The sequence below is a fragment of the Phenylobacterium sp. genome (assembly GCF_036402295.1).
Taxonomy (GTDB): Bacteria; Pseudomonadota; Alphaproteobacteria; order Caulobacterales; family Caulobacteraceae; genus Phenylobacterium.
On sequence record NZ_DASWTE010000355.1, the window covers coordinates 1 to 10,540 of the forward strand.

Annotated in this window: 11 protein-coding genes; 6 read left to right on the top strand and 5 right to left on the bottom strand. The window is 69.3% G+C overall.

What is annotated here, in order from left to right:
• Nucleotides 1–70: 70 nt before the first annotated feature.
• Nucleotides 71–1,081, bottom strand: coding sequence for a ligase-associated DNA damage response exonuclease (locus VGD44_RS21010; RefSeq protein ID WP_331090335.1), 1,011 nt, complete (start codon nucleotides 1,079–1,081; stop codon nucleotides 71–73).
• Nucleotides 1,082–1,161: 80 nt separating this feature from the next.
• Here VGD44_RS21010 and VGD44_RS21015 point away from each other — a divergent pair, with 80 nt between their 5' ends.
• Complete coding sequence (locus VGD44_RS21015) at nucleotides 1,162–1,593, top strand: PaaI family thioesterase (protein ID WP_331090336.1); 432 nt, start codon at nucleotides 1,162–1,164, stop codon at nucleotides 1,591–1,593.
• Nucleotides 1,594–1,595: 2 nt separating this feature from the next.
• Complete coding sequence (locus VGD44_RS21020) at nucleotides 1,596–2,021, top strand: PaaI family thioesterase (protein ID WP_331090337.1); 426 nt, start codon at nucleotides 1,596–1,598, stop codon at nucleotides 2,019–2,021.
• Here VGD44_RS21020 and phnD read toward each other — a convergent pair.
• From phnD to VGD44_RS21035, 3 genes are read right to left on the bottom strand one after another with little or no spacing between them, the layout of a single operon-like run.
• The gene (gene phnD, locus VGD44_RS21025; protein ID WP_331090338.1) at nucleotides 2,011–3,000 is read right to left on the bottom strand and encodes a phosphate/phosphite/phosphonate ABC transporter substrate-binding protein; all 990 of its coding nucleotides are present in this window, start codon (nucleotides 2,998–3,000) and stop codon (nucleotides 2,011–2,013) included. The two genes, VGD44_RS21020 and phnD, sit on opposite strands and share 11 nt — an antisense overlap.
• Entirely contained in the window at nucleotides 2,997–3,764 is a 768-nt protein-coding gene (locus VGD44_RS21030; protein WP_331090339.1) for a hypothetical protein, read from the bottom strand. The genes phnD and VGD44_RS21030 overlap by 4 nt, the downstream gene beginning before the upstream one ends.
• Nucleotide 3,765: 1 nt before the next feature.
• Entirely contained in the window at nucleotides 3,766–5,289 is a 1,524-nt protein-coding gene (locus VGD44_RS21035) for an alkaline phosphatase D family protein (protein WP_331090340.1), read from the bottom strand.
• Between the two features lie 109 nt (nucleotides 5,290–5,398).
• On the opposite strand from VGD44_RS21035, the gene VGD44_RS21040 reads away from it, so the two are divergent.
• The 4 genes from VGD44_RS21040 to VGD44_RS21055 all read left to right on the top strand — a co-directional run bounded on the left by VGD44_RS21040 (nucleotide 5,399) and on the right by VGD44_RS21055 (nucleotide 10,066).
• The gene (locus VGD44_RS21040; protein ID WP_331090341.1) at nucleotides 5,399–7,081 is read left to right on the top strand and encodes a lysine--tRNA ligase; all 1,683 of its coding nucleotides are present in this window, start codon (nucleotides 5,399–5,401) and stop codon (nucleotides 7,079–7,081) included.
• A gap of 100 nt (nucleotides 7,082–7,181) precedes the next feature.
• On the top strand, nucleotides 7,182–7,649 hold the full coding sequence (locus VGD44_RS21045; RefSeq protein ID WP_331090342.1) for a MerR family DNA-binding transcriptional regulator: 468 nt from the start codon (nucleotides 7,182–7,184) through the stop codon (nucleotides 7,647–7,649).
• Between the two features lie 157 nt (nucleotides 7,650–7,806).
• On the top strand, nucleotides 7,807–9,591 hold the full coding sequence (locus VGD44_RS21050; RefSeq protein WP_331090343.1) for an acyl-CoA dehydrogenase C-terminal domain-containing protein: 1,785 nt from the start codon (nucleotides 7,807–7,809) through the stop codon (nucleotides 9,589–9,591).
• A 10-nt stretch (nucleotides 9,592–9,601) separates the two neighbouring features.
• The gene (locus VGD44_RS21055) at nucleotides 9,602–10,066 is read left to right on the top strand and encodes an OsmC family protein (RefSeq protein WP_331090344.1); all 465 of its coding nucleotides are present in this window, start codon (nucleotides 9,602–9,604) and stop codon (nucleotides 10,064–10,066) included.
• Here VGD44_RS21055 and VGD44_RS21060 read toward each other — a convergent pair.
• Nucleotides 10,063–10,470, bottom strand: a complete 408-nt coding sequence (locus tag VGD44_RS21060) for a DNA mismatch endonuclease Vsr (RefSeq protein ID WP_331090345.1) — start codon at nucleotides 10,468–10,470, stop codon at nucleotides 10,063–10,065. The genes VGD44_RS21055 and VGD44_RS21060 overlap by 4 nt on opposite strands.
• Nucleotides 10,471–10,540 lie beyond the last annotated feature (70 nt).

Here is a 10,540-nt window from a genome sequence, read left to right on the forward strand (position 1 = left end):
TAAAGCGTCCGTGATCACGAGTTCGTGATCGGGATATGCAGAAGCCGCAGAAGAACGGCCCGGCTTCGGCTCAGTCGTCGCCGTCGTCCTCGTAGCCCACCAGCGCCAGCGCCCGGGCCGGGATGTCGTGCAGGGCAGCCCAGCGGGCCAGGGCTTCCTCGCGGCCGTGGGTGATCCAGAGCTCGCCGGGGCGCAGTTCATCGACGGTGGCGGTGAGTTCGTCCCAGTCGGCGTGGTCCGAGATCACCAGCGGCAGCTCGACCCCACGCTGGCGGGCGCGGGCGCGGATCTGCATCCAGCCCGAGGCGAAGGCCGCCACAGGATCGGGGAAGCGGCGGCTCCAGCGGTCCTGCATCGCCGAGGGTGGAGCGATGATGATGGCCCCGGCGAAGTCGCCCTTCTTGGTGGTCGTGGCGGGCGCCAGCGGCCCCAGGTCCACCCCATGCCGCTCGTAGAGGGCGTTCAGCCGTTCCAGCGCGCCATGGACGTAGATCACCTTGTCCCAGCCTGCCTCGCGCAGCAGCCGGATGATCCGCTGGGCCTTGCCCAGGGCATAGGCGCCGACGATGTGACTGCGCTCCGGAAACTGCGCCACCGAACGCAGCAGGCGCGCGATCTCCTCCTTGTCGTCGGGATGGCGGAACACCGGCAGACCGAAGGTGGCCTCCGAGATGAAGACGTCGCAGGCCACGGGCTCGAACGGCGGGCAGGTCGGATCGCGGCGGCGCTTATAGTCGCCGGACACCACCATCGTCAGGCCCTTCCAGCGCACCACCGCCTGGGCCGATCCGAGGACATGGCCGGCTGGGACCAGCGTCACCTCAACCCCATCGCGGACCACGGCCTGGCCGTAGACGCCCGCCTCGGTCGTGTGGGCGAAGTCGGCGCCGTACCGCTCCCTCATGATGTCGAGGGTCTGGGGGGTCGCCAGCACGCTGTAGTGGCCGGCGCGGGCGTGGTCGGCGTGGCCGTGGGTGATGACCGCGCGGTCCACCGGCCGCACGGGATCGATGTAGAAGTCGCCGGGCGCGCAGTAGAGCCCTTCGGGCTTCGGGCAGAGGAGGTCCTGCGGCCGGATCATGCCTCTTCAATGTAGGCGCCCGCCGAAGGCTCCGCCCAGCCCGTTGACTTCCGCAAACGACAGGGCGTCTACGAAGGGTCATGGCCGAGACCTACGACACCGCCGCCCTGCCCGACCGCATGACCCAGTTCGTGCCGCACGCCGCCGCCCTGGGGATGGAACTCGTCAGCATCGGCAAGGGCGTCGGCGTGATGCGCGCGGCCTGGCGCGAGGAGCTGGTCGGCGACCCCGAGACCGACGTCATCGCCGGCGGCGTTGTCACGGCGCTCATCGATCACACCTGCGGCCTGGCGGTGAACTCGGCCAACGAGACGCCGATGCCCATCGCCACCCTGGACCTGCGCATCGACTACCTGCGCCCGGCCAAGCCCCGGAGCGGCGTCACCGCCGAGGCCACCTGCTACCGCCTCACGCGCTCGATCGGCTTCGTCCGCGCCCAGGCCTGGGACGACGACCCGGCCGACCCGCTGGCCACCGCCCAGGCCACCTTCATGCTCAACCCGCGGGGCTAGGCATGAACGACACCGCGATCCAGACCGTCGACACCTTCCTGCAGCGCGTCCCGTACTGCCGCTTCCTCGGCATGCGCGTGGAGCTTGCCGGCGACGAGATGACGGCCGTGCTGCCGTTCGCCCAGCACCTGGTCGGCAACCCGATGCTGCCGGCGCTGCACGGCGGCGTCATCGGCGCCTTCATGGAGATGACGGCGCTGGCCCAGCTCTCCCTCGCCCAGCCCGGCCGTCGCGTGCCCAAGACCATCGACGTCACGGTCGAATACCTGCGCTCGGCCGGCCCTAAGGACACCTACGCCCGCGCCATCCTGCGCAAGGTGGGCCGGCGCGTGGCGAACGTGCAGGTCGAGGCCTGGCAGGACAGCCACGCAAAGCCGGTCGCGGGACTGACGGGGCACTTCCTGCTGCGCAACGACCCTACTTCGTAGCGGCCGCGCGCTCCTTCGCAATCTCGGCCAGGGCGGCCTTCGCCTTGGCGACGGCCGCGGCGTCGTTGCGGTTCCGCGCCTCGATCAGCTGGCCGGTGGCTTCCATCTCGCGCACCGGGATGAGGTGGCTGCCGTCGGCCGGGATGAACGGCCTGGTCTGGATCTGCTCCAGCACCTTGCGCTGGCGCGCCGCCTCGGGCGTGTCGCCGACCCCGTAGGCGAAGATGAAGTCCATGATCTGTTTGCGCAGCTTGGGATCCAGGTCCCTGCGCACGATCAGCGGGTCCTCGGGGATCCGCGGCGAGCGCCAGATGACCTCCACATTGCCCAGGGTCCGCCGCGCCACGTCGGTGTCCAGCAGCCGCAGCCGATCCATCGAGGCGGTGTTGTTCGTCGCCGCGTTCAGCAGGCCGCCCGAGACCGAGAACAGGTTCGTCTCGTGGTTCGCCGAGCGCACGGTCTTGAAGCACGTGGCCGGCTGGATGTTCCGCGGCGCAAACAGGTAGGTCATCGGCGCCAGCGTGCCCGAGGTCGACTTCGGGTCGCCCATGCCGAAGCTCAGCGTCTTGTCGCACTTCAGGATCTTCTCGAGCGTCAGGCCCGAGCCCTTGGGCACAATGATCACCGCCTCGTAGCCGTCGATCCCCGTGGGGTTCACCGAGCGGGCGAAGACCTCGCCGTTCGCCCGGCGCACGGTCTCCAGGCCCGACTGGTTGGTGAACCAGCCGAGATCGGTCTGCTTGAACCGCATGGCTTCGACGAGGGCGGTGTAGTTCGAGCCGTAGTAGGCCTTCACAGGCCGCCCGACGGCCTTGGCCATGTCGTCCAGGAACGGCTGCCAGTCCTTCTCGGCGCTGGCCTGGCTCTCGGCCGAGAGGATCGAGAACACGACCTCCTTCCGCTCCGGCTGCGCGCCCTGCTGGCCGCACCCGGCAAGGGCCACGGCGGCGGCGAGGCTCAGGATCAGTCGGCGGTTCATTTCCCCTCCAGCGGCGGCAGCCGCATCTCCACGACCTCGCGCTTGGCCCGGCTGATCCCGTAGAGCACGCCCGGCCGCGTGCGGTCGAACGCGATCGCCTGGCCCTCCACGGCGACCTCGATGGTCGCGACGTGCTTCAGCTCGTTCCCGATGCGCGGAATATCCAGCACATACACTTCGGGCTGGTCGTGGCTGGTCACGTAGAGCCGCCCGTCCGCGCCCCAGGCCCCGCCCGACGAACTGCGAGGCTTGAAGCGGGCCAGCACCGATTTCGGGAACATCCAGGCGCCGGTCACCCGCCAGCGATCGTCGAAGCGCAGCAGGGTGGTGAAGCGGTGATCGCGACCCGGCTCGCCGCCACGTTCGTCGTAGTTGGCGAAGCAGGCCCACCAGGCCCCGTCCTTGCGGTCGATCCAGGTCAGCGACCCCGGCTGGCGGCCCAGCGGCGTGGACCGCAGGTGGACCATGGTCACCGGATCGAAGACCTCGACGGTGCTCGACATCGGGGTGGCCGGATAGTTGGAGCTGGCGCAGACCAGCTCGACGCCGATCACGGCGCAGGAGTTGAGGTGCGGGAACGTGGCCGGATCGCCGGCCCACTGAGCCACCCGCTGGCCGGTGGCGCGGTCGTACTTGCCGATCTCGGAGTTGCCGATCGCGTAGACGTAGGCCCCGTCGACAGCCACGCCCTGATTGGCCTCGGGCGCCGGAAGCCGGGACAGGGTCTGGGCTGAAACCATGGCGAACAGGGCGGCGGTCAGCATGTCAGGCGCGCTTCACGCCCGGCCGGCCGTCTTCGACCACGAAGGCCGCGAGGTCGCGGACGGGCGAGGCCTTGTCCAGGGCGTTGTGCACGCCGCGGAAGGTGACGGTGCAAGCCTTGGGCGTGATGTCCACCCGGCCGTAGCCCCGCTTCTCGCCCTCGGCGTACTTGAGGTGCGGGTTTACGAGCAGGGCGCCCGCCAGCGACTTGTTCGGCCGCCCGAACGAGGTGATCGACCCGCCCACGAACTCGGTTCCGATGGCCCGCCCGCCCCGCTCCAGCGCCAGGTCGCCCGCGAAGAAGCAGTGCACGTCGCCGCCCAGGGCGATGGGGTTGGCCACGCTGGCGTCGCGCCAGGTCTCCAGGATCCGCCGGCGCGTGGCGGGATAGCCGTCCCATCCATCGTTGCTGACCCGGCCGTCCTCGACCCGCAGCTCGCCCATCAGGGTCTGCTGGCCCAGGAAGTTCCAGCGGGCCTGGGTGTCGGAGACCCGGCGCTCAAGCCACCGCTCCTGGTCGCGGCCCAGGATCGAACGTTTTGGAGCCAGCCGCTCGGGGCAGTCGTACGGAATGCGCTTGCCTTCCGCGACGGCGTCGCAGGTGCGCCCATCGCGGTACTGCCGGTCGTCGACGACCGCGAGCCGCGCCAGCCGGCCCCAGTCCAGGGCGCGGTAGAGCGGCATCTTCGCGCCACTCGGCCGGGAGGATCGACGCAGCGGCATGTTCTCCCAGTAGGCCTGGTACGCGGCGGCCCGCCGCTTGAGGAACAGATCGCGCGTCAGGGGCGTGCGGTCAGCGTCGCCGCCGTAGTCGTTGGAGACCTCGTGGTCGTCCCACATCACGATCCACGGCGCGGCCGCATGCGCGGCCTGAAGGTCGGGATCGGCCTTGTACCAGGCGTAGCGCTGGCGATAGGTCGCGAGGTCCACCGCGTCGGTCGGGGGGTGTAGCCGGATGGCCTCCTCGGGGTTCGCCGCCTTCTCGTAGATGTAGTCGCCCAGGAAGAGCACGAGGTCGGGGTTGTCGGCGGCCAGATGCCGGTGAGCGGCGTAGTAGCCGGACTCCCACTTCTGGCACGATCCATAGGCGATCCGCAGGCGCTGGACGTCCGCGCCCGGGTCCGGCGCCGTGCGGGTGCGGCCGACGGCGCTCGCGTGGTCGCCCGCCGTGAAGCGGTACCAGTACTCCCGATCCGGCTTGAGGCCCTCGACCTCGACGTGGACCGCGTGGCCGCCTTCGGGGCGGGCCGTTGCGTCACCCTTGCGCACGATCCGTGTCAGGGCCGGATCTTCGGCGACCTCCCACCGGACCTCGACGCGATCGGGGGCCATGCCGGCGCCCAGGGCCTCGGGGTTCGTGACGAGCCGGGTCCAGAGCACCACGCCGTCGGGCAGCGGCTCGCCCGACGCCACGCCCACCCGGAAAGGATCGGCCGCCAGCCGCGCCTGCGCGGACGCATGCGTCCAGAACGCCGGCGCAAGCCCCGCGGCCGCCGCGCCTCCCAGAAAGCCTCTCCGCGATCGCACTCTCGCGTCCCCTTCGTTTCGGACAGCTTAGACTGCGGCCCGCGACAGTTGCACCTCTCCTCGGCGATTGCGCTTGAGCCCCGGGGCCGTGGGCTGTAGGCCGCGCCCCATGCTGCAAGGACTTTCTCATCAGGCGCGCGAGGCCAAGAGCTGGCCGTTCGAACAGGCGCGCCTGCTGCTCGACCGCATCACCCGCCTGCGCCTGTCCGACGCCGAGCGCGACCTGGCCGCGACCCTGTTCGCCCAGGGCAAGTTCGCCGAAGCTGTGAAGACGCTGCCTGCCCTTGCGAAGCCGGCGGTCTTCCAGTGCGGCTACGGGGCGTCCGGCCTGCCCCACCTGGGCACCTTCGGCGAGGCCACCCGGCCCACGATCGTGCGCAACGCCTTCCGCGCGCTGACCGAGGACGCGATCCCGACGCAGCTGATCGTCTTCTCCGACGACATGGATGGCCTGCGGAAGATCCCCGACAACGTGCCCAACCGCGAGATGCTGGAGGAGGACCGCGACAAGCCGGTCACCAGCGTGCGCGACCCGTTCGGCGAGCACGAGAGCTTCGGGGCCCACAACAACGCCCGTCTGCGCGCGTTCCTCGATAGCTTCGGCTTCGACTACACCTTCATGAGCTCCACCGAGACCTACAGGTCGGGCCGGTTCGACGAGGTGCTGCTGCGCATCCTCGAGCGCTTCGACGCCGTGCAGGCGATCATGCTGCCGACGCTGGGCGAAGAGCGGCGCGCCACCTATTCGCCCTTCCTGCCGATCAGCCCCAGGAGCGGCCGCGTGCTGCAGGCGCCGACGCTCGAGCGCAATGTCGAGAAGGGCACGATCGTCTTCGCCGACGAGGACGGGACGCGGACGGAAGTCCCCGTCACCGGCGGCCACGTGAAGCTGCAGTGGCGCCCCGACTGGGCGGCGCGCTGGACCGCGCTGGAAGTCGACTTCGAGGCCTCGGGCAAGGATCTCGTCGACAGCGTCCGCGTCTCGAACCGCATCGTGAAGGCCCTCGGCGCCGAGCCGCCGGAAGCGTTCCACTTTGAGCTCTTCATGGACGAGAACAACCAGAAGATCTCGAAGTCCAAGGGCAACGGCCTGACCATCGAGGAGTGGCTGCGCTACGGCGCGCCCGAGAGCCTGACCTACTACATGTACCAGTCGCCGAAGTCGGCGAAGCGCCTCTACTTCGACGTGATCCCGAAGGCGACCGACGAGTACCTGCAGCAGCTCGATGCGCTGATCCGCAAGAAGGCCGAAGGGGACAACGCGGCCCAGCTCGACAACCCAGCCTGGCACGTGCACCGCGGCCATCCGCCCGAGAAGGGCTCGCCGGTCAGCTTCTCGCTGCTCTTGAACCTGGTGTCGGCGGCCGACGCGTCGACCAAGGACCTGCTCTGGGCCTTCATCGCCCGCTACCTGCCGGGCGCGACGCCGGAGTCGGAGCCGCTGCTCGACAAGCTCGCTGGCTATGCGATCCACTACTACGAGGACTTCGTGAAGCCCGCGAAGACGTTCCGAGCGCCCACCGACCAGGAGCGAGCGGCGATGATGGACCTCGTGGGCAAGCTGAAGGCCCTACCCGCGGGCGTCGACGCCGAGGCGATCCAGAACGAGGTGTTCGAGGTGGGCAAGGCGGCCGGCTTCGAGCCGCTGCGCGCCTGGTTCTCGGCCCTCTACGAGGTGCTGCTGGGCCAGAGCCAAGGCCCGCGGTTCGGCTCGTTTGTGGCGATCTTCGGCGTCGATCGCACCATCGACCTGATCGAGCGCGCCCTTGCGGGCGAGCTGGCGGCGGCCTGATCACCACTCATTGAAGAGGTGACGCAGGGTACCTCCCTTGACGTAAACGGAACCGGGGCGCACGTTGGTTATCAACGATAAGCCAAGGGAGGACGTCACTATGCCCCACGACCTGCGTCGTCCGGTCCGGACCTATACGATCCGGCAGCTGTGCCTCGAGTTCAAATGCACGCCGCGCGCCCTGCGCTTCTACGAGGACAAGGGCCTGCTGAACCCCGCGCGCGATGGGATGAACCGTGTCTACTCGTACCGCGACCGTGGCCGGCTGCAGCTGATCCTGCGCGGCAAGCGGGTGGGCCTGTCGCTCTCCGAGATCGGCGAGATCCTCGACCTCTACGAGGCCGACGAGAGCGGCGCGGCGCAGGCGGCCAAGAGCCTGAAGAAGTTCCGCGAGCGCATCGTGGCGCTGGAACAGCAGAAGAAGGACATCGACGACGCCATCGCCCAGCTCGAGGCCGGCGTCGCAGCGATGGAGAAGCGCCTCACCGAGACGCGCCCCGACCTGCTCCCCCGCGCCGACGCCTACGACCAGGTCCTGCGCCACCGGCTGGACGGCGCGGAAGCGTAAGCTCCGACTCGCTTCCGCTCATCCCGGCGAATGCCGGGACCCAGATGGAAAAGCCCAAGGGTGGGCTCTATAGCTGCTGAGCGAATCCAGTCCGGCGTCTCGCCTTGAGATCTGGGTCCCGGCATTCGCCGGGATGAGCGGCTAGAGGGATGTGCTCATGACCTACCAGGCCCCCGTGCGGGACTACACGTTCCTGCTGCGCGATGTGCTGCAGCTGGAGCGCTACGCCAACCTGCCCGCGTTTGCCGACGCGTCGATCGACACCGTCGAGGCCATCCTGGAGGAGGCCGGCAAGTTCACGTCTGAGGTGCTCGCGCCCTTGAACGGCGTCGGCGACAAGCAGGGCTGCGTATGGAGCCCCGACTTCACGGTCAAGACGCCCGACGGCTTCAAGGACGCCTACGCCAAGCTGGTGGAGGGCGGCTGGCCGGCCCTGGGCTCGGACCCGGCCTACGGCGGCCAGGGCCTGCCGCACGTCGTGAACGTGGCGTTCTCCGAAATGAGCTCATCGGCGAACATGGCCTTCGCGATGTACCCGGGCCTGACGCACGGCTGCTACTCTGCCATCCACGTGGGGGGGACGCCGGAGCAGAAGGACCTCTACCTGCCCAAGCTGTGCTCGTTCCAGTGGGCGGGCACCATGAACCTGACCGAGCCGCACTGCGGCACCGATCTCGGACTCCTGCGCACCAAGGCGGTCCCGCAGGGCGACGGGACGTACAAGATCTCCGGCCAAAAGATCTGGATCAGCGGCGGCGAGCAGGACCTGACCGAGAACATCGTCCACCTGGTGCTGGCGCGGATCGAGGGGGCGCCGGCCGGCGTGCGGGGCATCAGCCTCTTCATCGTGCCGAAGTTCATCCCCGACGCCGACGGCAATCCGGGTGAGCGGAACTCGGTGAAGTGCCTGGGCCTCGAAGAGAAGATGGGCATCCATGGCAACGCCACCTGCGTGATCAGCCACGAGGAGGCCACCGGCTGGCTGATCGGCGAGGAGAACCAGGGCCTGCGCTTGATGTTCGTGATGATGAACGAGGCTCGCCTGGGCGTGGGTCTGCAGGGGATCGCCCAGGCCGAGGCCGCCTACCAGGCCGCCGCCCAGTTCGCGAAGGAGCGGCTGCAGGGCCGTTCGCTGACCGGCCCCAAGAACGCCGACGGCCCGGCCGATCCGATCATCGTCCATCCCGACGTCCGCCGCATGCTGATGGATGCCCGCGCCCTGGTGGAAGGCGGCCGCGCCTTCATGGCCTGGACCGCGCTGCACGGCGACCTTGCCCATGCCAGCCCCGACGAGGCGGCGCAGCAGAAGGGCCGCGACTACATGGCCCTGATGACCCCGGTGGTGAAAGCGTTCCTCACCGACCGCGGCTTCAACGTCTGCTCCGACGCCATGCAGGTGCACGGCGGAAGCGGGTTCACGGAGCACTTCCCGGCCAGCCAGTACCTGCGCGACGTGCGCATCGCGCTGATCTACGAGGGCACCAACGGGGTGCAGGCCCTCGACCTCGTGGGCCGCAAGCTGGCGGCCGACGGCGGGCGCGGCGTGATGAGCTTCTTCGCCGAGCTGGACGCCTTCATCGAGGCCGAGACCGACCCCGCCATGAAGCCCTTCACCGAGGGCCTCGCCAAGGCCAAGGGCGAGCTGCAGGAGGCCACCATGTGGCTGATGCAGAACGGGCTCGCGAACCCCGACAACGCGGGCGCCGCCTCCACCGATTACCTGCACCTCTTCGGCCTGACGGCGCTGGCCTACATGTGGGCGCTGCAGGCCAAGGCGGCGCTGGCGCGGATCGCGGGCGGCGACAAGGACCCGTTCTACGAGACCAAGCTCGTCATCGGCCGCTACTACGTCGAACGCGTGTTGCCCGAGACGGCGAGCCGGCTTGCGAAGCTGAAGACGGGCTCCGATCTCCTCATGAAGCTTCCGGCCGAGGCCTTCTAGGAGGGACAAGATGGCGACCTACCGCGCGACGATCGACTGGAGCCTCAAGGACGGCGAGGACTTCGCGAACGGCCGCTACAGCCGCGCCCACACGGTGAGCTTCGCCGACCACGTCGTGCCGGCCACCGCCTCGCACCACATCGTCGGCAAGTGGGCGGCGCCCGGCGCGGTGGACCCCGAGGAGATGCTGGTCGCCTCGATCTCCAACTGCCACATGCTGACCTTCCTGCACCGCGCCCGACTGGCCGGCTTCGTCGTCACCCGCTACCGCGACGCGGCCGAAGGCGTGATGGAGAAGAACGCCGAGGGGCGCATGGCCGTCACCCGAGTGACGCTGCGCCCGGAGATCACCTACGCCGGCAAGCGCCCCACCGACGCCGAACGCGACCACCTGCACCACGAAGCCCACGACGAGTGCTTCATCGCCAACTCCGTGAAGACGGAGATCGTGGTGGAAGAGGTCGTGGCGGCCTAGCTGAGGAGCGCGCGCAGCCTTTCCTCCAGCGCCGACGCGTTCTTGAGCTCGCATTCCCAGATCGTTTCGACGCGCCAGCCAGCCGCCGTGAGCGCCTCCGCGTTCTTCGCGTCCCGAGCCATGTTGCGGGCGACCTTGGCGACCCAGTAGTCGCGGTTCTGCTTGGGCACGCGTGCGCCCCTCGCGCAGTCGTGGCCGTGCCAGAAGCAGCCGTGGACGAAGAGGGCGAGCCGACGGCCCGGCATAACGATGTCCGGATTGCCGGGCAGGTCCTTGCGATGCAGCCGATAGCGGTCGCCCAGCTTCGTCAGCGCCTTCCTGACCTTCATCTCAGGCGTGGTGTTGCGACCCTTCACGCGGCGCATGACCGCCGAGCGCTTCTCCGGGCCGTAGACGTCGGTCATGGGCGCAGCTCCCACGGGGTCGGACCGAGGCGGAACGTGCCGGTGAGCGTGGCGGCGGCGATGCGGTCGA

What these genes read in the sequence shown, in the direction of transcription:
- VGD44_RS21015 (WP_331090336.1), top strand. Translation starts at nt 1,162, where the DNA reads ATGGCCGAGACCTACGACACCGCCGCCCTGCCCGACCGCATGACCCAG.
- VGD44_RS21055 (WP_331090344.1), top strand. Translation starts at nt 9,602, where the DNA reads ATGGCGACCTACCGCGCGACGATCGACTGGAGCCTCAAGGACGGCGAG.
- VGD44_RS21010 (WP_331090335.1), bottom strand. Translation starts at nt 1,081, where the DNA reads ATGATCCGGCCGCAGGACCTCCTCTGCCCGAAGCCCGAAGGGCTCTAC.
- VGD44_RS21040 (WP_331090341.1), top strand. Translation starts at nt 5,399, where the DNA reads ATGCTGCAAGGACTTTCTCATCAGGCGCGCGAGGCCAAGAGCTGGCCG.
- VGD44_RS21045 (WP_331090342.1), top strand. Translation starts at nt 7,182, where the DNA reads ATGCCCCACGACCTGCGTCGTCCGGTCCGGACCTATACGATCCGGCAG.
- VGD44_RS21050 (WP_331090343.1), top strand. Translation starts at nt 7,807, where the DNA reads ATGACCTACCAGGCCCCCGTGCGGGACTACACGTTCCTGCTGCGCGAT.
- VGD44_RS21020 (WP_331090337.1), top strand. Translation starts at nt 1,596, where the DNA reads ATGAACGACACCGCGATCCAGACCGTCGACACCTTCCTGCAGCGCGTC.
- VGD44_RS21060 (WP_331090345.1), bottom strand. Translation starts at nt 10,470, where the DNA reads ATGACCGACGTCTACGGCCCGGAGAAGCGCTCGGCGGTCATGCGCCGC.
- VGD44_RS21030 (WP_331090339.1), bottom strand. Translation starts at nt 3,764, where the DNA reads ATGCTGACCGCCGCCCTGTTCGCCATGGTTTCAGCCCAGACCCTGTCC.
- phnD (WP_331090338.1), bottom strand. Translation starts at nt 3,000, where the DNA reads ATGAACCGCCGACTGATCCTGAGCCTCGCCGCCGCCGTGGCCCTTGCC.